This window comes from Emticicia sp. C21, from assembly GCF_003418935.1.
GTDB lineage: Bacteria > Bacteroidota > Bacteroidia > Cytophagales > Spirosomataceae > Emticicia.
In genome coordinates this window covers 204,997-229,142 of sequence record NZ_QVMT01000008.1, presented here as the reverse complement: position 1 = coordinate 229,142, position 24,146 = coordinate 204,997, and the positions used below count along the sequence as shown (strand labels likewise).

The window sequence follows — 24,146 nt, the reverse complement described above, 5'->3', positions numbered from 1 at the left end:
ATGAACCAAACCCCTCCTAAATGGGCAATATATCTACTCGCCCGATTCCACCCTGAAGACACTTTGGAGGAGGTAGCCGGAGATTTGGAAGAACTATATGCCTATTGGATTCAAAAATCAGGAAAGTTATGGGCAGATCTACACTATATATTTAGTGTGATTACCGTTTTGCCACCTTTTGTTCGTCGACGTAAAAAAAGAGATAATTACGAAAAATCAAATTTAGCTATTACTATGTTAAGAAATCACTTTAAAATCGCTTTTCGTACGCTATTAAAAGACCGCCTGAATAGCTCGTTAACTATTATGGGTCTGGCACTGGGCCTAGCCTGTGTGTTGCTGATTCTCCTGCATGTTAAAGATGAATTAAGTTATGACAAAGGCTTTACCAGTGCCGACCGTATTTATCGGATTAATATGGAAAATATCGATGAAACCAACCGACGTTGGACCGCTACTTCGCCTGTTTTAGCAGTTGAAATGCAAAAGGAAATTCCGGCTATTCAGACCATCGCCCGGTTTAACAGACCGTATCCTGACCGTGTATTTAGTTACAAAGCCTCATCTACCAGCGAAGTAAGACAATTTGAAGAGAAGAGAGGGTTCTTTGCCGATTCAACTGTAACAGAAATGTTCGATTTGCCTTTTATCAAAGGTAATCATAAAACGGCATTAAGCCAGTTAGATGCCATTGTATTGACTGAAGATATGGCAAGAAAATACTTTGGTAATGAAGACCCTATAGGAAAGTATATCAAAGATGATATAGACAATCACCTATTAATGGTAACAGGGGTTATTGAAAACTTCTCATTCCCAACACATTTGTCGTTCGATTATCTAATTTCTATGTCTACTATTTATAGAGAACCTGTACAGGACAGATTGAAAAACAGAACATGGTCTGGTTTCTATAATTTCGTGATGCTAAACAAAAGCTCAACAAAATTGGGGGTAGAGACCAAAATACCCGATTTTATGGTAAAGTTCTATGGGGCTATCGGAGAGAAAAGAGATAAGATTCTGAAAAGTCGACAAATATATCTGCAACCCATTACAGATATTCACCTGCGTTCGCATTTCGAGAAAGAAATGGGGCCTAACAGTGATATACTCTATGTCTATATTTTCTCGATAGTAGCTGTGCTTATTCTACTGGTAGCCTCGGTTAATTTTGTCAATATGGCTACGGCACAGGCTTTCAATCGGATGAAAGAAGTGGGTGTCAGAAAAGTTTTAGGGGCAAGGAAATCAGAGTTGATAAAGCAATTCTTAGGCGAATCTACCCTAATGACTCTTATTGCTGCAGTAATTGCATTAGTAATATTTTTGCTTGCGTTGCCATTTTATAATGACCTGACAGCCAAGAGCCTTTCAATCTGGACTTTGTTTACACCGGTCAATATCCTGACTATGTTGGGCATTGTAGTTTTTATCAGCCTTGTGGCGGGCATGTATCCTGCCTGGTTTATTTCAAACTTTGAACCGATAAAATCATTGAAAGGTAAAAAACTGATGGGGTCATCAGTTACCTTCGTTCGCAAGGGCCTCATTGTGTTTCAGTTTGTGGTATCTGTATTCATGATTTTCAGTACCATTGTGGTGTATCAGCAAATGAAGTTCTTCCAGAACAAGAAATTAGGCTTTGAGCAGGAGCAGGTGGTGGCAGTCAAACTCTACGGCGATTTATATAATAAAGTAAGTACTATCAAGAATGAATTATTAAAAAATACTTCTATAACACAAATAGGCTTAACTTCCAATTTACCTGGAGACCGAATAGGGATGGATCGATTAGCTTTGCCCGAAAAACCGAAGGAAGATATATCCATGCGCTTGGTATTTGGTGATGAAAACTTACTGCCTGTACTGAAAATTGATTTAAAGTCAGGGCGAAATTTTCTTCCCAAAACTGATGATGCTCCTCCAACCCTTATTATCAATGAAGCTGCAGCGAAAGTCTTAAATGTTAAAGACCCAATCGGGCAAAAACTAATTTTCTGGGATAAAACGGTTGAAATAGTAGGAGTGGTGAAAGACTTCCATTTTGCCTCACTTCATAATGCTATTGAGCCATTGGTAATTGTAAATATCCCGCAGGAAACCACCTATTTCCTGATGAAAGTGAAAGGTGAAAACTTAACTAAAACCATACAAGCTGCACAAAACACAGTAGCCCGTGTTTCACCTAATAGTGTATTCAGCTATTCATTTTTAGATGAAAAGATAGAACATTTGTATGATTCGGAACAGCGAGTTGGCAATATCATGAAAGTATTTGCGGTATTCGCCATCTTTATTTCCTGCTTAGGATTATTTGGTTTATCGGCTTATGTAGCTCAATTGCGTACAAAAGAAATAGGGATCCGGAAAACTCTGGGTGCATCGATAACAAGTGTGGTGATTCTGCTATCTAAAGACTTTCTGTGGTTAGTGGTGATTGCCACCTTATTAGCATTTCCATTAGGATGGTGGGGAATGACCCAATGGCTGAAGGAATTTGCCTATGCTGTTGAGATACAGTGGTGGATGTTTGCCGCAGCAGGTTCATCAGCTATTCTTATTGCTGTTCTGACAGTTAGTTTTCAGAGCATCAAAGCTGCTTTGCTTAATCCGTTGAAATCATTGAAGATTGAGTGATAGGATTGGAATTAATTGGGCTTTAACAAAATGGAGAAAATGATTTATATAATCATTTTCTCCATTTTGTTTGATAGAATATATACCTCCAAAATAAAAAAATTGCTTTTCCCATATTTTTGCCGTATACTTCACCCTTAATTGTCTGTTTACTAAATTTGGTGGATAATTAATATACTATTTCAAACGCTTTGATTATGTCAACTATTCATTATTCGGTAAAAGAAGCTTCCTTTTATCGTTTTGCTGTGTGAAATTCCTCACATTTATTTTACAAAATCCTAAAACTTTTGAATCAATAGTCTGTTTTTCAGGCTTGGCCTTGGTTCATCTGTGCTGATTGATTGGCCACATAATGCTGATGACTTATGTTTTATTACATTGATAAACTTTTATGACCAAACATCTACTTTCTAAAAACAGCATTTATAGAAAATGCTACTTGCTATTGTTTGCTTTGACTTTATCGCTTACGCTTCATGCCCAAAAAGAAGTTGAAAAAATAAAGACCTACCTGCGAGCTAACACCACGAAGTATCAATTAACGGCCAAAGATATTGACGAAATGTCTATCTCAAGTGCCTATTTATCGCCTACTACAGGTTGGTATCATGTTTATTTCAACCAGACTTATCAATCAATAGAGGTATATAATGGATTACTGAATGCAACGATAGTCAATGATAATGTAGCGCATATAGCCAATAGTTTTGTAGGAAATATAGCCGCCAGGATTCCAGGCGATTCGATAGGGTTATTGATGAGCCCTGTTAATGCAATGGCAAAAGCTGCTCTAAGTCTGAATCTCGCGCATAGCCCAACTAATAATAAGGAACAAAATGTTGTGAGGTTGGCAAACGGACAAATCACTAAGGCAGTATATACTAATGCAGAACTATCTAACGAAAATATTGAAGTAAAACTCTATTGGGTAACCTACAATAATAGTGAGGGTAAAAAAGATGTGCCTAAGGTGAAACTTTCGTGGGATGTCAGAATAACGACGAAAGACCATAAAAATGCCTGGAGTGTTCAACTGGATGCCATTACAGGAGATGTTTTAAAGACTTCAGATAAAATCATTCGTTGTAGTTTCGGAGGGCGTGAACATACACATCTCCCAAATGAAGCTACTGCTCTTGCGCATGCCAGTCAGGCAAAAGAGAATAATAAGCCTCAGACCTTAGCACCTAATAGCTATAATGTATTCGATTATCCTGTAGAAAGTCCGAATCATGGTAGCAGAACAATTGTAACTAATCCTTACACAAAATTTACGGGAGCCGGTACTGGCCCGGGTAATACCAATGGTTGGCATACTGATGGTACAAATAACTATACCAATACCAGAGGTAATAATGTCTGGGCTAAAGAAGACAGAAGTGCTGATAATGAGTGGTCGATAGGGGCAAGCCCTGATTCACCATCTTTAGAGTTTGATTATTCATATACACAAGGACCTAATACTTACCTGGCTAATCAGAATGCAGCTATTACCAATCTTTTCTACTGGAACAACCTGATACATGATGTATTGTGGAAATACGGGTTTGATGAACCTGCAGGCAATTTCCAGCAAAACAATATGAGTAGGGGTGGCAATGGCAACGACTTTGTATATGCCGATGCACAAGATGGCTCAGGAAGTAATAATGCCAATTTCTACACACCAGCCGATGGGGCTAATCCTCGGATGCAGATGTTTTTGTGGAACACAGGCGGGAGCCCGCAATACCAACCTGATTCAGATTTTGATAATGCTGTAATTGCCCATGAATATGGTCATGGTTGGTCCATCAGATTAACAGGTGGCCCGGCCAACGTAGATTGTCTCTGGAATGATGAACAAGGGGGCGAGGGCTGGAGCGATTATCTGGGTCTGATGCTGACAACAGACTGGTCTTTAATGACTCCAACTATCACAAGTGCCAACATTCCCAGAGGAATTGGTACCTATGTATTGACAGAACCTACCTCAGGTGATGGTATCCGCCCATATCGATATTCTTACGATATGGCTAATATCAATGCTCCGGTAACTTATGGAAAGGTAGCTACTTATGCTATTCCACACGGGATAGGTTCAATCTGGGCAACGATGTTATGGGATATGACCTGGGAAATTATTATGCAGGATAACCGCATTATTAACAATATCTATAATACAACAGAATTAGTAGGAAATGCAGCAGCATTTAAGCTGGTAAATGAAGGCTTAAGATTACAGCCTTGCAGTCCAAGTTTTATAGATGCCCGTAACGCTATTCTGAAAGCCGATTCATTATTATTCAACGGGCGTTATAAATGTTCAATCTGGAAAGCATTTGCTCGCCGTGGCTTGGGTGTAAATGCATCAACAGGAGTAAGTTCTGATGATACGTATATAACAGAAGATTTTACACCGGCTACAGACAGACAATTAACTTCGCCACTGAATGTTACGATCTGTTCAGGCAGCCCACTTGCTTATACCGCTACTACATCAGCAGGTGGTACAACCACCTATAACTGGACACGTGCAGCGGTCGTAGGAATCAGTAATCCTGCAGCGAGTGGTAATACTAATATGATCAATGAAGCACTGATAAATACTACCGGGCAGGCCATCACAGTTGTTTATAAATTCTATTTAACACCAAGTTCGTGTCTTTCTTCTCAGGATGTAGCAGTTATCGTAAATCCATCGCCTGTGGCAGAAGTCGGTGCATATGCTGTTTGTAAAGATAATTCAGTACCTGAAGGAGAGGGCTTGGTAATGGCTTCAAGCGTAAATACAAATATTGTTAATGGCACTTTAACCAGCAATTCTCCAAGCTATATAAGAGGATATGGGAACGCAACAACTACATATTATTCATCAGGTACCAGTGTTTATTATCAGACACATACTTTTACACCAACTATTTCCGGCTATGTAACTTTCGAGACAACAGAAGCCATTTTAAATGGTAATTCTGTTGATAATTATATCACACTTTATCAAAATTCTTTTGACCCCAATACCCCAGCCAATAATTTTTTAATGGGTGATGATGACAGCGGGTACGGTTGGTACGCCAGTATAACTTATCCGGTAGTTGCAGGAACTACCTATATATTAGTAGGTTCCACTTATAGTAGTGGTTATACAGGAACTTACAGAATCCAGGCTACTTCGCCAGTTTTTGGAGGCTTTGTACAATGGTATACCACCAGCTCTGGCGGAACACCGATAGCAACCGGAAATGTATTTAATCCTGTTGGGGTTGAAGGCTCCGGTATTCCGAATACATCTACTCCGGGCACAACTATATTTTACGCTAGTTCACCAGAGGCTGCATGTCGTACTCAAACGACCTTTACAATTAATCCATATACCATAGGCGGCAACCTGGCAGGGAGCACAACAGTTTGTTCTAGCAATAATACCGGAACGCTTACTTTAGCAGGACATGTGGGCTCTGTTGTCAGATGGGAGTCTTCTACTAATAATTTTAATGATATTACCATTATCAATGGTGCCACTACTACTCTTACTTTTATAAACCTAACTCAAACTACCCAGTATAGAGCTATTGTAAAAAGCGGAGCTTGTAGTGAGCAGTATTCTAGTATTGCCACCATTACCTATCTACCGGGAGATTCTCCCATAGCTACTGGAGCCGGTCGTTGCGATGTAGGATCGTTAACATTAACAGCTACGGGTTGTACAAGTGGTACTGTCAATTGGTACACTGCAGCAAGTGGAGGCTCAGTAATCGCTACAGGTACAAGCTATACTACCCCGAACCTATCTACTACCACTACTTATTATGTGAATTGTTCGGTTAGTAATTGTGGTGATGGAAGAGTCCCTGTAACAGCCACGATTACCTCTACCACCTTACCAGTAACCTTAGGAAGCAGCAGTTGTGGTAATGCAGCCCTAATGCTAACAGCAACTGGTTGTACCAATGGTACGCTAAACTGGTATACAGCTATTAGCGGAGGCTCACCCATAGCTACAGGTACAAGCTATACTACCCCGACACTCTCAATAACAACGACTTATTATGTAGGATGCACTATTAATAATTGTAATTCTGTTCGTGCTTCTGTAACCGCTACTATTACCCAAATACCGGATAATCCTATTCCAGTAAATGGAGGACGATGTGGCGCTGGTACTGTAACACTTATGGCAACAGGTTGTGGCAATGGTACTATCAATTGGTTTACAGCAATGAATGGTGGCTCTTCAATTGCTACAGGTACGAGTTTTACTACCCCAAGTTTATCTACTACCACAACCTATTATGTCAATTGCACAGTTAATAATTGCGTTTCCAGTGGCAGAGCGTCTATAACAGCTACTATATCTGCAGGAAGTCTCTCTGCTCCATCGGGTACAGATGGAAGTCGTTGTGGCACAGGTTCTGTAACACTTACAGCCGTAGGTTGCGCCGGAGGTGGTACCTTGAGTTGGTTTACTTCTAATAGTGGAGGATCTGCTATTGCAACCGGCGAAACATATGCTACACCTGCTATTTCTGCCACTACCACTTATTATGTGGCTTGTGTACTAGGTGCTTGTTCATCAACCAAAGTGCCTGTAGTTGCCACTGTTAATCCCGGGCCAGCTGCACCAACTTCAACCAATGTAAATCGTTGCGGGCCAGGAACTGTAACACTTATAAGCGCAGGCTGTTCTGGTGGAGATGTTTACTGGTATACTACTACGAGTGGTGGGCTTGCCATATCAGTTGGGACAAGCTATACTACAGGAAATCTTACAAACTCTGTTACTTATTATATCAGTTGTGTCGTAGGCGCTTGTGCTTCTGATAGAGTATCTATAACAGCTATCGTTAATCCTGTTCCAAGTACACCTTCAACCACTGGTAATAGCCGCTGTGATGTAGGTTCAGTAACATTATCTGCTTCGGGTTGTATAGGTGGTACTATTAACTGGTATACAGCAAGTATCGGTGGCTCAGCTATGGCAACCGGAACAAGTTTTAATACACCCAATATAGCCAGTACGACAACCTATTATGCCGGTTGTACGCTTGGACCATGCGTTTCTAACAGAGTACCTGCAGTGGCAACCGTTAATCCGGCACCTGGTGCACCTACGCCGACTGGTGCCAGCCGTTGTGATTCAGGTTCGATAATGCTTACAGCAACAGGTTGTGCAGGTGGAAACATTAACTGGTATACGGCTAGTAGTGGTGGTTCAGCCATTGCAACCGGAACTAGTTATGCTACACCAGGGCTTTCAACTACGACAACATATTATGTAGCTTGCATTGTAGGGCCTTGTTCATCAAATAGAATAGCTGTAACAGCTACTATAAACCCAATACCTGATGTTCCGTCAGTGACTGATGTAAGCAGATGTGGAGCCGGCAGTGTAAATCTGACTGCAACTGGTTGCGCAGGGGGAGCTATTAACTGGTATAATGCCGCCAGTGGAGGCTCATTACTTACTACCGGGACAAGTTATAATATCCCTAATCTTACAACTACCACAACTTATCATGTAAGTTGTACAGTAGGTACTTGTATTTCTGCCAGAAAACCGGTGGTAGCAACGGTTAATCCAAACCCAACGGCACCTACACCAAACAATGGCAGTAGTTGTGGGGCAGGAGTGATAACCCTAACCGCTACCGGTTGTACAGGTGGTACTATTAACTGGTATACTGCCAATAGCGGGGGCTCTGCTATTGCTGCCGGAACGAGTTATGCAACGCAGAATCTCACGGTTACCACAACTTATTACATCAGTTGCACTATTGGCATTTGTACTTCAAATAGAGTGGCTATTACTGCTACTATTAATCCTGTTCCCGGCGCACCAACCCCTGTTAATGCCAGCCGATGTGGTACGGGTACTGTTAACCTGACAGCTACGGGTTGTAGCGGAGGCACACTTAATTGGTATGCAACTGCTACCGGAGGCTCTGCTGTAGGTGCAGGTGGTACATTTATTACTCCAAGTATTTCTTCCAATACCACTTACTATGTGGCTTGTGTCATAGGGTCTTGTGTTTCTTCAAGAGTGTCTGTATTGGCTGTCATTAATACAAATATTACTTATGCCTTGGGCAATCAAGCTGCCGGAACTTATAGAGCTTCGCAAAGTATCACAAGTGCATCTGACATAAGTACAGGCACGAGTTATTTTGCAGGAAAGTCCATTATTTTAACACCTGGCTTTCAGGCAGGGGGTAATGAAACATTTACCGCCAGAATTCTGGAATGTAACCAGAGTCCGGATTAACAAAGTGAGAGATAAAATATTCTGACAAAGATTAATGTGAAAACGTCCGTCCAGTAAAGGTTGGACGTTTTGCTTTATTGAGTAGTAAAAATAAACCCATAATATAATCTGCGTATTATGCTTTGAAATTAACTATTTTCTAAAGTAAAAAAAGCTTCTATATACGTAGCCGTTTAGTAAATAGATGTTGTTTTAGACATGATTTTGCCGTAAAATAGAGGTTTATTTCAGAGAAGTAGAATATTAAGCCATGTACACAAAGAATCTTACCCGATTTTACCGTTTTACTGTCCAGAATAATGATATGTTAACCTTAGCGATAAACTAATTGTATATTATTTCCTGATTTGATTTTAGTATAATTTCTTACCAAAAGGTTCATTATTCTTTAGAATTCACCACCAGAACTTCTGCAGTTACTTTAAATGTATGCTGTGATTTTATTAAAATCATTAATAATTTTTACTGTATATCTATAACAATATCTCTATGCTAACACATTTACGAATCAAAAACAGAGCCTGCCAAAACTGGTGTCTGCTCTTGCTTGTACTCTTATGTTCTTTTCAGGTGCAGGCACAAAAAGAAGTTGAGAAAGTAAAGGAATATCTCACAGCTAATGCTTCAACTTACAAGCTTTCGGCTAATGACCTGAGAGAAATGGGTATTTCAAGCGCTTACCTTTCGCCAAGTACTGGTTGGTATCACGTTTATTATATCCAGAACTATCAGTCAGTAGAAGTGTATAATGGTATATTGAATGCTACATTTGCTAATGAGAAAGTCATTCATGTAGGTAATAATTTTCTTGAAGACATCGCTTCAAAAGCTCCGACGAGTGTTTCAGCTATACAGCTAACACCTGTGAGTGCTATTTCAAAAGCGGCTGCAAGCCTGAATCTGCCTAATAATCAGGCTAACAACAAAGAAGTAAATGTGATTAAGTTAGCGAACGGACAAATAAGCAAAGCTGTTTATACCAATGCCGATTTATCAAATGAAAATATTGATGTGAAGTTGTATTGGTTTACTGGGGCTAAGATAGAGGGTAAAACGCCTAAGCCCGGTGTTCAGTTAGTATGGAATGTTCAAATATATACAAAAGATCATAAGAGTCACTGGAGTGTGAAAGTAGATGCCGTTTCAGGAGAGATTGTATCTACTATCGACCAGATTATTCATTGCAATTTTGGAACGCCTCAGCACAGACAGGAGCCTCATATTTGTGATGAGCAACCTGCCAATGCCAGACAAACTTTCAATTTCCTTCAACCTTTAGTGGCAAATAGTTACAATGTTTTTGACTATCCACTGGAGAGCCCCATTCACGGAGCTCGTACAATTGTCACGAACCCTTATACCAAATTTATGCCTGCAAATCCTTCGCTTGGGGCTACCAATGGCTGGCATTTTGATGGGACAACCAATTATACAAATACACGTGGAAATAACGTATGGGCAAAAGAAGATTTAGCAGATGATGATGAAATTACTGCCGGAGCAAGCCCAAACTCGGCTACACTGGATTTTAACTACCCGTATTCACAAACTACAGGAACGGCAGCGGCCAACCGCGATGCCGCTATTACCAATCTTTTCTATTGGAATAATCTGATTCATGATGTTTTATTGAAATATGGTTTTGATGAACCTAGTGGCAATTTCCAGAAAATAAATACAACCGGACAGGGGCTAGGAAACGATTATGTATATGCTGATGCACAGGATGGCTCAGGTACCAATAACGCAAACTTCGGTACACCACCGGATGGACAGAATCCACGAATGCAGATGTATATATTTGATGATGGAGGAAGCCCTGCCTATACACCGGATTCTGATTTTGATAATGGTGTAATGACTCATGAATATGGACATGGCTGGTCGAACCGATTAACGGGTGGCCCTGCTAATGTTAGCTGTCTTCAAAATGCAGAACAAGGCGGAGAAGGATGGAGTGATTATCTGGCTTTGATGCTTACAACTAACTGGAGTTCATTATCACCCAATCTGGCTAGTGCGAATATTTCCAGAAGTATGGGGACTTATGTATTAGGAGAGTCTACCAATGGTGGTGGTATTCGTCCGTACCCATACTCGTATGATATGGCCAATGTAAATCCGTTGATTACTTATGGGAAAATAACAGACTATTCTATTCCTCATGGCATAGGGTCAATCTGGGCAACGATGCTTTGGGACATGACCTGGGAGATTATCATGCAGGATGGCCAGATCGTAAATAATATTTATACTACTCCGGCAGCTATTACCGATATGAGGGGTAATATAGCGGCGCTAAAACTAGTAAACGAGGGCTTGAGATTACAACCTTGTAGCCCCAGTTTTGTAGATGCCCGTAACGCTATTCTGACAGCCGACCAAAACCTTTTTGGCGGACGTTATAAATGTGCTATCTGGAAAGCATTTGCCCGCCGTGGTTTAGGGATGAATGCCTCTACAGGGGTATCAACTGACGACCTTACCGTTGTAGAAGATTTTACGCCGTTTACTGACAGACCACTAAGTTCTGCCAAATTTGTTACGGTTTGTTCAAATACGGCGTTTGCTTATACTGCTACCACAGCCACTGCAGGAACCACTACTTTTAGCTGGTCGCGCCCCGCAGTAACAGGTATCAGCAATTCAGCAGGTAGCGGTAATAGTTCTTCTATCAATGAGACTTTGATTAATACTACTAAATTACCAATTGTTGTTACTTATTACTTTTTGTTAACGCCAAGTAGCTGCCAGGCACCTCAGGCAGTTAAGGTAACAGTTAATCCCAGACCGACCCCGGCTGTAGCAACTTATGCCGTTTGTCAGAATGGTGCTGTGCCTGGTGGACAGGGTTTAGTTGGTGTAGGTACTTCTACTACGCTTTTGCATGGAACATTAACTACCAGTTCTCCAACTTATAGAAGAGGTGATGGTAATAATATAACTTACTATTGGGCATCTAGTGTTGGTACTGCTGTACACTATAAAACCCATACCTTTACACCCACATCGAACGGTACCGTATCTATTGAGTTAATCGATGGAACATTTGATGGGTTTACACCTTATGACGGATATATGACGCTCTATCATACCTCATTTAATCCGACAACTCCGGCTGTTAATTTTGTAAGAGGCGATGATGATAGTGGAACGAAAACCTATGCTCCAAGAATTGTTCAGAACCTAACAGCAGGCACTACTTATATATTGGTTATTAGCACCTACGATAATGGCGTAACCGGAGATTATACCTTACAAGCCACTTCTCCTATTTTCAAGAATGTCAGTGATTGGTATACTGCCAGCTCAGGAGGTTCCTCTCTGTTCAGGGGTAATATATTTAATCCTGTCGGCGTGGCCAACTCGGGTATTCCTAATACATCTACTCCGATTACAAAAACCTTTTATCTGGCAGATAGCTCGGCTGTAGGTTGCCGTACACCGACTACATTTACAGTCAACCCTGCTTCTGTTGGTGGTACAGTAGCAGGTAGTACTACAGTGTGTTTTGATACTAATTCGGGTACACTTACCTTAAGCGGGCATACAGGCTCTGTTGTGAGATGGGAGTCTTCAACTGATGGTTTCACCAATCTTATTACGCAGATTGCTAATACTACCACTACGCTCAACTATTCAAACATCACACAAACAACACAATTCCGTGCTGTTGTCAAAAGTGGAGCCTGTACTGCGGTTAACTCAGCTATAGCAACTATTACCAGGAGTAACGCCACCATACCAACTGGGATTGGCGCTAGTCGATGTGGGTCTGGTTCGGTAACCTTAACCGCATCTGGTTGTCCCGGAGGTACTATTAACTGGTATAACTTAGCAAGTGGAGGTTCGTCTATTGCCACAGGAACCAGTTATCCGACACCAAGTTTATCGTCTACTACTACATACCAGATAACCTGTACATTAAATGGTTGTACCTCTGGCAGGGTAAGTGTAACAGCAACCATTACGCCAATTCCTAATGCACCAATAGGAACAGGCGGAAGCCGTTGTGGGGAAGGTTCGGTAACCTTATTGGCTTCAGGCTGTAGTGGTGGTACAGTTATGTGGTACAATGTTGCTAGCGGAGGTTCAGCCATATTTACAGGAGGTACCTATGCTACGCCTAACCTGAATACAACCACCACATATTATGCGGCTTGTAACGTTGGAGGCTGTACTTCGAACAGAGTGCCAGTGGTTGCTACTATAAACATTAATGCCACTTATACGGGTAGCCAAACGGCCGGAACTTATAGGGTTTCGCAAAGTATTACAAGTACGGCTAATGTAGCTAACGGTGTAAATTATATAGCAGGCAAAACGATTACACTGAATCCAGGCTTTCAGGCTGGGGGTACAGAAACATTCCTGGCAGTTATACTAGGTTGTGAAGCAGGTTTACACTGATATATAGTTAACGATGAAGAATAACACAACGTCCAAGCCATAATAGGGTTGGACGTTGCATTTATAAGAATATTATAGGAGAATTAAAAAGTATGAAATAAAGAGAAGCCTCAATCACACAAGGCTGATAAATCAGGATTGGAGAGAAACTCAAACATTTTTTCTAATTGCGAATAAGTAGCCCTATCGATGGAAAGAGATAAATTCGGTAGTTCTTTTTTGGGAATCCAGGCTATACCTGATGTTTCGTTGGTTTCTGCCAATATTTCACCACCTGTTACGTCGCACAAAATAAAGAATTTATAGACATACCAAGGTTGGTAGGGATGTGGGTGCATTTTCTTATCGAATACCGCTAACAACCTTGCAGCCTTTACTTTTAATCCGGTTTCTTCCCATACTTCTTTTTCGGCTACTTCAAACGGCGTATAGCCGATGTCTGCCCAACCTCCGGGAACGGTCCAACGGTTGTTGTCTATTTTCTCCTGCACCATCAGCAATTCATCGCTACCCCGAAAAACAATGGCCCGTATATCTACTTTTGGCGTGCGATACCCTATTTCATCCGGAAAAAGCTGAATGACATGTTCAATGGCTACATTACTCAATTGCGCCAGAATTTGCTGACCGATAGCATTGATTTCTTCATACCGCTCACGATCATACTCACTTTCAGTATAAGCCAATCCGGTCTGGGCTAGTGCTTGCAGGCGTTGAGAAACTAATAGCCAGTTGAGTGGGTTCATGTTTATTTTTGGGTCAAAAAAGATAAATTAAAAGCAAATTTTGATAATTTAATCACTCAATCACTAACTCACAAATTCACTCAATCGCCTATCGGCAGCCATATATTAAAAACTGCTCCCTCTCCATCTTTCGATTCAGCAGAGATAAATCCTTTATGCTGTTCTACTATTTTCTTCACAATGCTTAAGCCGATACCTGTGCCTGAATATTCAGATTTGCCATGCAGGCGTTGGAAAAGGTTAAAGATTTTATCTTTAAATTCATCAGGGAAACCGATACCATTGTCTTTAAATGTCAGATGCACATAAGATTGATCAGGATTAGCTAAGATACTTATCTGTTTGCCTTTTTCTATTTTTGAAGAGATTGTAATCTTAGGTTTTTCAGTCGAAAACTTAAGAGAATTGCTAATCAGATTGGAAAATAGCTGATTTATCTGCAAAGCATTTGCCTTAATAGAAGGTAGCTTGCCAGCCTTAATAGTAGCATTCTTTTCTTTTATTAACAACTCAAAATCAGTCTGTACTTCGGTCAGAATCTTATTCAGGTCAGTCTGTGTAAAGTCTTCTCCTGTTTTAGATAGGCGACTATAAGTTAAAACCGACTGAATCAAATCACTCATACGTTGAGCTGAGGAATTGATTTTTTCGAAATATTTCCGGGCACTTTCACTTTCAAAACCGCTCTTTTCAATCAGATGAATAAAGGTTCTGATTTTTCGAAGCGGCTCCTGTAAATCGTGGCTGGCGATATAGTTAAATGATTCCAGTTCTTTGTTAGAATTTTCGAGTGCGTTATTCTTTTCTTCAAGCATGATTTCAGAATGCACAATGTCGGTTACATCTCTCGACATAATAATTACACCCTCAATCTGATTCTGAACTCTTAGCGGAATAAAATAGGTATCAATAAAATAGTCGTCTTTAGCAATAGACCTCCTTTTATCAAAATGAACTGTTTCCCCTTGCAGGGCTTTCAAGATAGCTCCATGCTCTTCGGTATCTTTTGCTTTTGGGTTAAAATCAAAAAGGTTTTGCCCACATATCTCTTCGCTTGTTTTACCTATTCCCTCTTCAAATCTTTTGTTGACATTAATAATCTGGAAATCTTTGTCTATTACCATAATAAACTCTACGGAAGAATCGATTAATTGCTGTAAAAACGATTCGGAGTTTTCGAGGGCTGTATTTTTCTCTAAAAGCTCGGCCGTTCTTTCTTTAACAGTCTCTTCTAATTTTTCGGTAAAGACTTTCTGGTCGTGGATATCCATGAAATTACCAATCCAACTGATAATCTCTCCATGTTCATTCCGGATAGGTTCTCCATGCCCGTAATGCCAGCGATATTCTCCGGCCTTGCTTCTCAGACGTAATTCAATTCTGTAGATATCACCCGTGGCTAAGCTATGACTCCATAACCTGACCATCTTTTGATAATCTTCCGGGTGAACTGTTTTAACCCAGTTTTCTGGCGATGACGAGTGTCCTGTATATTCTTCCCAACGACCGGAAGCATATTGTTGATTGCCCTGTGAGTCTGTTATCCAGACTAGTTGGGGCAATGTTTCGGCCAATGTTCTGAACTGCTCTTCACTGGCTTCTATTTTCTTGCGGGCATTTACCTGTTCAGTAACATCAGTCGCCATTACGGTAATACCCGCAATCGTATTATCTAAATCGTAACTTGGCTGATACACATAATTATAATAGATGTCTTTGATTTCACCATCTTTAATAATTCTGGCTTTTTCTTCGTTGCCATAATATACTTCACCTGTTTCGTATACCTGTTGTAATAATTTCGGAAAAGCCTGGTCTCGGAGTTCAGGCAATACCTCTAATAATTTATTGCCAATAATATCTTTAGTTCTCCCCCAGGAGGTAAGCAATGGCTCATTAGCAAATGTGATTAGCATATCCGGTCCTTTCAATAGCATGAATATACTTGGCGATTGAACCAACACATTTCTGAACTGTCTTTCGCTGGCTTCCACTTTCTTTCTTGCTTCTACCTGTACGGTAGATTCAATTACATGCACCATCAATTCGTTAATGATGCCATTTTCGTTTTTGATAGGATAAATGATAAAATCCCAATAGCCTGACCTGATATTTCCTTTATAAATGAAAGAGGCAAAAAATTCATTAGTGGCAAAAGGTTCGCCGCTGTTATATACATAATCGAAGATTTCGTAAATACCCTGCCCCTCAAATTCAGGAAACAGTTCTCTTAGACCACGTCCTAATAGTTCTTCTGCCTCACGACCGATTATCTGTAGAAATCTGGTATTAGTTAAGCTAAAGGCATGTTCGGGGCCTTCGAGAATAGCAATGGCCGCAGGTGCCTGCATAAGAAAGCCTCTCAGGCGTTGCTCAACTTCCTGACGTGTATGGGCAATTTTTAGTTGAGACTTTACTCTTGACAATAATTCATTGGCCGAAAAAGGCTTGGTCATATAATCATCGGCACCTGTTTCGTAACCTTCTATTCTTGATTCTTCTCCTGCCCGGGCAGTAATCAGAATTACCGGAATATGCGCTATTTCACGATTCTTTTTTACTTCTTTTAATAACTCAATGCCATCCATTACAGGCATCATAATATCACTTAGAATCAAGGCAGGCTGATGTCGCTTAATAATATGTAAAGCTTCTACGCCATTTGCGGCAGTAAGTGTATTATATCTGGTGCTGACAATAGATTCAATGTGCTGGCGCATATCGGTATTATCATCAACTATCAGAATAGTTGCCAGACTGGGATTAAAACTTTTTTGTTCAGAATCTGACTTGCCGATTCCGTCTTGTAAAAAAGAAGTAGCTTCGTCTATATAGACATTTGAGATAACGTCGGCGAAATCTGCCGTTTCTTGTATTTGTGCAGCGGGTAAATGCGCATTACCGAAAGGAATACTTACCGTGAATTTAGTGCCAACCCCTTCTTTACTTTCTACTGCTATTTCTCCTTTATGTAATTGAACTAATTCTTTTACTAAAGACAAGCCGATACCCGTTCCCTCGTGGGTTCGGCCTGCTGTATTCTGTACCCGATGGAAGCGGTCGAACATATGCGGGAGTTCTTTCTCCGGAATCCCGACACCTGTATCTTCCACACTCATAAAAGCCTGATGCCCATCTGTATGCAATTGGACTCTGACAGAACCTTGTAGCGTATATTTAAAAGCATTAGATAAAAGATTGAATACAATCTTCTCCCACATCTGTTTATCTACGTATACAGGTTCTTGCAAAACACCGTCTTCAACCACCAATTCCAGACCAGCTTTTTCCATTACTGAACGAAAATTAGACGCAAGGTTTTTGGTATAATCTGATAAATTGGTAGGAACGAAATGTGCCTGATGTCGGCCACTTTCAATCCGGCTGAAATCTAGTAGCGTATTTACAAGTTTGAGTAAACGTAGGGCATTGCGGTGAGTTACTTCTACATGTTGCCTTTCATAAGCACTCAGGTGAATATCAGGTTTATTCAATAATTCTTCCAATGGCCCAAGCATGAGTGTAATAGGCGTACGAAACTCATGGCTGATATTGGAAAAAAACAATGTTTTGGCCTTGTCCAGTTCTTCTAGTACCTGTGCCCGTTTGCGCTCTTCTTCATAAGCAATGGCATTGTTGACTCCTAAAGAAATCTGGTCAGCAGTTAGTTGAATAAAGTTTTTATAAACATCATCAAATTGTCGGTAGGGATTCAGCCCCATGCTCAGAATAGCCAGAGGGAATTTCTTATTAGCTCCTTTGATAGGCACATGAAGAAAATGGTGCGGTATAATATCCCATGCTCCTTTAGGTAAATCGCCCCAACGACCATTATTTTCTGATTCTACCAGTCTGTTTTCGCTTACAGCTTTACAGAAAGGTTCTGTATTAACAGTTGGTTTGGTTACATCAACAATATCTGGTAAAGTAGGGTGTTTTTCTTCAAATCCCGCCGTAGCTACAAGTTCTGCGCTTTCGCCTTCGTCGTTTATTTTATAGATGAGTGCAAAGGGGAAGTCCCACTTATTAAACTCAACTGCTTTAGCTGCCTGTAAGTAGACTTCTCTCTCGGTCTTTTTCTGTACGAGACTATCTAACTGTTGTAAGGTTTTGAGCGAACGCTCATTAATAATTCTTTCGGTATCGGTAGTATTATAACAAATAATGCCTGCGGGCTTATCGTCATCACCCAATACAGGAGTATAAGAAAAAGTATAATAAGTTTCTTCAGGGAAACCACTGCGGTGCATAATCAACAACTGCGACTCTACATAAGTACCTTCATCTTTCAGCATGGCTTTTGAAAGCAAAGGACTGATGTCCTTCCAGATGTCGCGCCATACAACCGAAGCCGGTTGGCCTAACGCGACAGGGTGCTTACCGCGTACAATGTCAATATAAGTATCATTATAAAGCTTAATCAGGTCTTTTCCCCAACCTATCCAGATAGGCTGTTGCGAACTAAGCATGATACGAACACAGGTTTTTAACTCCTGTGGCCAATGCTCAGGGTCTCCCAATGAGGTTTTACTCCAGTCGAAAGAGCGGATACGTTCCCCCATTTCTCCGCCTCCGGCCAGGAACTCATGGATTTTCTTGTCTGACATACATTTGTCTTTTACAATTTGAGCTTTGCAATGATATGTTGGAATTCCTCTTTTGCTACGTCGGTATCAATATGCTTTTTAATAAAACCCGTAGCACCTAATTCTCTACTTTGTTCTACTACCTTATTTTCATTGGAGGTAGAATACATATAAACCGGGGTTTTGGAAAATCTTTTTACTTTTTTGATTTCTTTCAGAATCTCCAGACCATTCATTCTTGGCATGTTAATATCAATGAAAATGATACCGGGATTAAAAGAAACATCTTGTAATTTTTCCAGGGCATCCAATCCATCATTGGCAAAAACACAGTCAACTTGTGGAAAAGCATCGGATAGAATGAATGCAAAAATTTCCTGGTCGTCTACATCATCGTCAATAAGGAAGACGGTAATTTTCTGCATTATCGGGTTCAGCTGAGATAATTATGATTCTATGAGGGTAGGTCTTAGGTTATGGTGAATTAAGTCGCAAATTATAAAATTCCCAAGAGTATTCTTTTACATGAAAACCAGAAATATGGGCAGTATGTTATAATTTTATATCTGCTATCAAAATTAGAGATTTTTTCATTCCATTTCAAAGTATGGTTTGAAATTATTTAACCCCTAACCCCTAAAGGCGGGCTTTTAAAGGTGCTAGAATTGATTCCGGTAATTTTTAAAATAAGATAATTGCTGTTATACCTCTGGATATATTTTAAAAGGGAGGCCCTAAATGCTTCCCTTTTAAGCTAATTATTATCTATCCTACTTTCTCAAATCAAACTTTCGGCAACGCCCAGGGAGCACGGTAATTGGCTTTCAATAATTTATTGCTTTCTGTATCGTTGCTAAACTGGCGTTTTTCGGCATCCCACTCCAGTTTTTTACCTGTGCGATAGGCAATATTGCCCAATTGGGCTACTACCGCCGTATTTCTGCCCATTTCTATCGTGCAGTTAGGGTCTTTACGGTCTCTGATGCATTCCAACCAATTTTTAGTATGCGCATCCAGGCCTGAGTCCCAGCTTCTGCGAGCAGGCATAGGTGTCATCATATATTTACCATTGTCTTCCAATGGAATTATTTTCCAGTGCGCTCTGTTGATGGCAAGAATACCCTTTTCTCCGATAAATGCCACACCTGGCTCGCTGACGTCATCTAAATAAGGCGAGGTTCCCATGCCCATAAACTGCTCCCATACCAGACTGAAATTACCAAAATCATAAACCGTGGTTAAGGTATCCGGTGTTTCAGCAGCATCATTCGGGAACGCCAGCTTACCACCAATGGCCATCACAGATTTAGGGTTTTGGGCATCCATACCTGCCAGTACCATATCGAGCATATGCACACCCCAATCGGTCATTAATCCCCCGGCATAATCCCAGAAATAGCGGAAAGTACCATGGAACCTGTTTTTGTTGAAAGGTCTTTTTGGCGCAGGTCCCAACCAACGATCATAGTCAACGCCCTTAGGTGCTTCCGAATCGGGCACTACGTTAAAATCACGTCCATAATTTACATCTGCCCAGGCTTTTACTTGTCTAACTTTTCCGATTGAACCGGATTTTAATTCTTTCAGGGCATCAATCCAATGGCGGTCGCTGCGCTGCCATTGCCCTACTTGTAATATCCTATTATGTTTTCTCACCATTTTTACCATCAGATCGGCTTCTTCCACATTTAGTGAGATAGGTTTTTCTACATATACATCTTTGCCGGCAGCCAGGGCATCACAGGCATGTATACAGTGCCAGTGGTCGGGCGAGCCTATCATCACCGCCTGCAGGTCTTTTACTTTGAGCAGTTCCCGGTGGTCGCTAAAGGTCTGTGGTTTATTACCAAATTTCTTTTCTATTTCAGCGGCTCTTGTGGCGAGTAAATCGGCATCCACATCACAGAGTGCAATACATCTGGTATCAGCATTTTTCAGAAAAGAATGAAGATCAGCCCAGCCCATTCCCCGCACACCAATGAGGGCCACATTGACAAGATTGGCAGCATTAGCTTGAGAGGTAGCGGCTTGTGTTTCAATGAGTGGAGTAGATGCGATAGCGGCAGCTCCAATGGTAGTTTTACTGAGGTTTTTTAAAAATTTTCGACGGTCATTGATCATAGGTAGGTATTGATTTGTTGAATCAAAAATAGAAAATTAAACTGAAAATCTTATATTATTTGAAGATAGATTCAACAACATAGGAAGGAAAAGAAGTGGGAAGGAGGAAACAATGAAGCTAGATTTTAATAAGGGAAAAGATTTGCTAAAATCTTTTCCCTTATTGCACTTTATATAGACTTATTTTTTGCGAATTCGCTTTTTAGGAGGGCCTCCAACTCATCAAAATTATATTTAAGCGTAGATGATGGAATATTAACAGGCGAGCCGGTAATTTTATGATTCGCTTCTACACCTTTCTTAGCTGCTCCACTTGTTTGACGTTTAATGTATTCTTCTGGTTTAGTAACCATAATTACCAGAAATTTTTGGGCAAGTACTTTATTGGTCTTTATCTCCTTAATATCACTCCAGGGAATATGTCCTGCCGGAACGCCGGTAGAATTGTCGGTAATACCTGTTTTGTCAATAATTAATCCGGGCGCATTATCCATTAATTTTTTGACCATTACAAAAGCCGCAAGCCCGAAAACGGCAATCGATAAAATACCAATGCTTAAAACTATAGTAGGGTTACCCAATAAACCATTTTTAAAAGACTCAGGCTTAGCAACAAACCATATACCAATGCCAACAAAAGCTATGGCACTAATCAATAAGAGAACAAGCTTTTGTTTGCTTAGTGGAATTTCGATAGGGTATTCAGAGGTTTTCATAAAGTTCCTTCAGTGTTTAAGTAATAGATTAAAAGTATAGTATTGATTTCAGATATGCAAATCAATACTGGGAAGACCCAGGAAAATTTTATTGAAGCTCTTTGTCGCTGATGCCTGGGAAGCACTTAAATAAATTTGCACTGCATCAGTAAATCTAGTAGATTTCGGACTCAACCTAATTCTATAGAAAAATGATTAACCAATACCTTAAAAGACTAACCTTTCTAATAGTCATAATGACTATTGTATTCTCCTGTGCTAAAGAGACTAAAACATCGGTTGATACCAAATTGCCGATTGTAGGCACCTGGAAATTGCAGACAGGCACACTGATTGAAAAAGGAGATACAACCGTAACCGACTACACCAAAAATTTATCATTCATCAAAATAATCAACGATACGCATTTTAGTTTTACCAACCATGACCTGAATCATGGGAAAGACTCCACAACTGCAGCCTTTTCAGCAGGTGCAGGCACTTATACACTAAAAGACAATAATTATACCGAGCATCTGGAATATTGCAATGCCAGAGAATGGGAAGGGCACGACTTCACTTTCACTATCGAAATTAAGAATGATACCCTGATTCAAAAAGGCATAGAGAAAGTAGAAAGCGCAGGTATTGAGCGCTTGAATATTGAAAAATATGTGCGGGTGAAGTAGTTACCAGGTCACTCTGATAGCAAATAAACTCAACCATCATAAAGCAGATATTTATGGTAGTTGAGTTTATTTTTTTTATAATTCTCCAAACTGTATCAGTAATTGGGCAAGAGAAAAAAATCAGAAAATTTTTAGAAATTTTACAGGATATAAAATCCTTTTCGGACTCCTTAGTTTAAAAGTAAAAATATAAACAATCCTTGTTAATTTTAGATAAAACTCATTTTTGATGGCTCGCCTGAATACCACTTCTTTCCAGTCCGACAATATGCCAACAGGTAGTACTACCGAGCGGGAGCGTCTGGTTTGGGAGGCTTTTCGGAAAGGTGACAGAAATGCCTTTGCGAGCCTGATGAATGATTATTACCCCATATTGCTGAATTACGGTAGTCAGTTTCAGAAAGACCGTGAGTTTGTAAAGGATTGTCTGCATGATCTTTTTGTAGACTTATGGAACCGCCGTCATAAATTAGAGGGAGTCGAAAAACTAAAACCCTATTTGCTTATCTCGTTACGCCACCGGCTTTTCCGTGAATCTAAACGATTACGTTGGTTCCGGGAGGCAGAAGAAGTAAACGATGAGTATGCCTTTGAGGTACAATTTGCCATAGAATCTTATCTGGTCAATAACGAAGTACAACATGAAGATTTAAAACGCTTACAGTTTAATCTGGAGAAATTACCCAAGCGGCAACGGGAGGCCATTTACCTGCGTTTTTTTCAGGAAATGGAATATGACGACATCGCTAAAGTAATGTCAATCAATTATCACTCAGCCGTTAATCTGATTTATGAAGCTTTGAAGCTACTTCGTAAAAACTGGTTCTTATCATTCATCAGCTCTATTACCTCTTACTTTTTGCAATGAAAAATTACCTGAATTACCAGATAGAAGACTTTGTGCAAGACCCTTATTTCCGACGATGGGTATTAGGGAAATTGCCGCCCGAAGACCGATTCTGGGAAATCTGGCAAACCACACATCCTGAACGGGAAGAATTAATAGAAAAGGCAAAGTCAATGGTGATTGCCTTGCAGATAAACCCTACCAACGAAAATTCGGAAGAAATTAAAAATGCCATTGAAACCATTTTAGCTAATACTGTAGATAAGAAGCCCTTACCATTTTATACCCGTAACAAATGGGCAATGGCAGCATCAGTAGCATTATTACTAGGGTTTGCCGGGTATTGGTATCTTAGTCAGAAAATGGTAATGCCGACTGCAACCACAGAAACACCTGCTATAGAAGCAATAGACCAGAAAGAAATTAATATAGGCAAAACCGCTAAAACCATCACCCTATCCGATGGGAGCCAGGTGATATTGGAAGGGAATAGTAGCCTTCAGATAGGGCAGGATTTCGGGCAGAATAAACGTGAAGTGTACCTGAGTGGTGAAGCGTTTTTTCAGGTAACCAAAAATGCTGACAAACCTTTCCTGGTGTATTCGGGCAAAGTAGTTACTAAAGTTTTGGGCACGAGTTTCAGAATAAAAGCGTATGAACAGGATGCCGATGTATCGGTAGATGTGCGTACAGGAAAAGTAACGGTCTTTAAGCAATCAGATAAAACCCAGACAGAGCCATTACGCTCAGAAGAAATAATTCTGACCCCAAACCAACAAGCTGTTTTTGTAAAAAAAGAAGACAAGTTTGTAAAGACATTGGTTGAAAAACCTGCTGTGCTAAACAAAGAAAATGCCAGAAATCGCTTCGAGTTTTCAGAAACTCCAATCATTGAGGTGCTGAGCACAATCGAAGAATTATATGGAGTAAAAATTATCTATGACACCGACCGTCTGAAAGACTGTAACCTGACAGGTTCACTCAACGATGGTTCTTTCTATGACAAACTTACCATAGTCTGTGAAACCATTCAGGCAACTTATAAAGTAATGGATGGACAGGTTGTGATTGATGGGAGGGGTTGTAGATAGGAATTTAGTGAATGAGTGATTGTGTGATTAATCATGAATGGCGAACTAGTCTTGAACTATGATTTACCTGATTCACA

Annotated in this window: 11 protein-coding genes; 6 read left to right on the top strand and 5 right to left on the bottom strand. The window is 40.3% G+C overall.

Going from position 1 to position 24,146, the window contains the following annotated elements:
- From D0T08_RS18625 to D0T08_RS18615, 3 genes are all read left to right on the top strand, one after another.
- Positions 1-2,640 carry an FtsX-like permease family protein gene (locus D0T08_RS18625; protein WP_229238995.1) on the top strand — a complete coding sequence of 880 codons (2,640 nt, stop codon included), beginning with the start codon at positions 1-3 and terminating at the stop codon, positions 2,638-2,640.
- 394 nt (positions 2,641-3,034) lie between these two features.
- Positions 3,035-8,884: a M36 family metallopeptidase gene (locus D0T08_RS18620; protein ID WP_116984189.1), complete on the top strand. Its 5,850-nt coding sequence runs from the start codon at positions 3,035-3,037 to the stop codon at positions 8,882-8,884.
- A gap of 489 nt (positions 8,885-9,373) precedes the next feature.
- Entirely contained in the window at positions 9,374-13,294 is a 3,921-nt protein-coding gene (locus D0T08_RS18615) for a M36 family metallopeptidase (protein WP_116984188.1), read from the top strand.
- A gap of 110 nt (positions 13,295-13,404) precedes the next feature.
- On the opposite strand, the gene D0T08_RS18610 is transcribed toward D0T08_RS18615, so the two are convergent.
- From D0T08_RS18610 to D0T08_RS18590, 5 genes are all read right to left on the bottom strand, one after another.
- Positions 13,405-14,040 (bottom strand): NUDIX hydrolase N-terminal domain-containing protein, encoded by a 636-nt coding sequence (locus D0T08_RS18610; protein WP_116984187.1) that lies wholly within the window; start codon positions 14,038-14,040, stop codon positions 13,405-13,407.
- A gap of 80 nt (positions 14,041-14,120) precedes the next feature.
- On the bottom strand, positions 14,121-18,647 hold the full coding sequence (locus tag D0T08_RS18605; protein WP_116984186.1) for an ATP-binding protein: 4,527 nt from the start codon (positions 18,645-18,647) through the stop codon (positions 14,121-14,123).
- Between the two features lie 11 nt (positions 18,648-18,658).
- The gene (locus D0T08_RS18600; protein ID WP_116984185.1) at positions 18,659-19,051 is read right to left on the bottom strand and encodes a response regulator; all 393 of its coding nucleotides are present in this window, start codon (positions 19,049-19,051) and stop codon (positions 18,659-18,661) included.
- Between the two features lie 358 nt (positions 19,052-19,409).
- The gene (locus tag D0T08_RS18595; protein WP_116984184.1) at positions 19,410-20,747 is read right to left on the bottom strand and encodes a Gfo/Idh/MocA family protein; all 1,338 of its coding nucleotides are present in this window, start codon (positions 20,745-20,747) and stop codon (positions 19,410-19,412) included.
- Positions 20,748-20,917: 170 nt separating this feature from the next.
- Positions 20,918-21,463 carry an STM3941 family protein gene (locus tag D0T08_RS18590; RefSeq protein WP_116984183.1) on the bottom strand — a complete coding sequence of 182 codons (546 nt, stop codon included), beginning with the start codon at positions 21,461-21,463 and terminating at the stop codon, positions 20,918-20,920.
- Positions 21,464-21,699: 236 nt separating this feature from the next.
- Here D0T08_RS18590 and D0T08_RS18585 point away from each other — a divergent pair, with 236 nt between their 5' ends.
- The 3 genes from D0T08_RS18585 (at position 21,700) to D0T08_RS18575 (ending at position 24,069) form a co-directional block, all read left to right on the top strand.
- Positions 21,700-22,131: a lipocalin-like domain-containing protein gene (locus D0T08_RS18585; protein ID WP_116984182.1), complete on the top strand. Its 432-nt coding sequence runs from the start codon at positions 21,700-21,702 to the stop codon at positions 22,129-22,131.
- Positions 22,132-22,360: 229 nt separating this feature from the next.
- Positions 22,361-22,999 (top strand): RNA polymerase sigma factor, encoded by a 639-nt coding sequence (locus D0T08_RS18580; protein WP_116984181.1) that lies wholly within the window; start codon positions 22,361-22,363, stop codon positions 22,997-22,999.
- On the top strand, positions 22,996-24,069 hold the full coding sequence (locus tag D0T08_RS18575) for a FecR family protein (RefSeq protein WP_116984180.1): 1,074 nt from the start codon (positions 22,996-22,998) through the stop codon (positions 24,067-24,069). The genes D0T08_RS18580 and D0T08_RS18575 overlap by 4 nt, the downstream gene beginning before the upstream one ends.
- Positions 24,070-24,146 lie beyond the last annotated feature (77 nt).

Bases quoted from the DNA above. Each gene is read 5' to 3' on its own strand.
- D0T08_RS18585 (WP_116984182.1), top strand. From the start codon at position 21,700: ATGACTATTGTATTCTCCTGTGCTAAAGAGACTAAAACATCGGTTGAT.
- D0T08_RS18605 (WP_116984186.1), bottom strand. From the start codon at position 18,647: ATGTCAGACAAGAAAATCCATGAGTTCCTGGCCGGAGGCGGAGAAATG.
- D0T08_RS18625 (WP_229238995.1), top strand. From the start codon at position 1: ATGAACCAAACCCCTCCTAAATGGGCAATATATCTACTCGCCCGATTC.
- D0T08_RS18610 (WP_116984187.1), bottom strand. From the start codon at position 14,040: ATGAACCCACTCAACTGGCTATTAGTTTCTCAACGCCTGCAAGCACTA.
- D0T08_RS18620 (WP_116984189.1), top strand. From the start codon at position 3,035: ATGACCAAACATCTACTTTCTAAAAACAGCATTTATAGAAAATGCTAC.
- D0T08_RS18575 (WP_116984180.1), top strand. From the start codon at position 22,996: ATGAAAAATTACCTGAATTACCAGATAGAAGACTTTGTGCAAGACCCT.
- D0T08_RS18615 (WP_116984188.1), top strand. From the start codon at position 9,374: ATGCTAACACATTTACGAATCAAAAACAGAGCCTGCCAAAACTGGTGT.
- D0T08_RS18590 (WP_116984183.1), bottom strand. From the start codon at position 21,463: ATGAAAACCTCTGAATACCCTATCGAAATTCCACTAAGCAAACAAAAG.
- D0T08_RS18600 (WP_116984185.1), bottom strand. From the start codon at position 19,051: ATGCAGAAAATTACCGTCTTCCTTATTGACGATGATGTAGACGACCAG.
- D0T08_RS18595 (WP_116984184.1), bottom strand. From the start codon at position 20,747: ATGATCAATGACCGTCGAAAATTTTTAAAAAACCTCAGTAAAACTACC.
- D0T08_RS18580 (WP_116984181.1), top strand. From the start codon at position 22,361: ATGGCTCGCCTGAATACCACTTCTTTCCAGTCCGACAATATGCCAACA.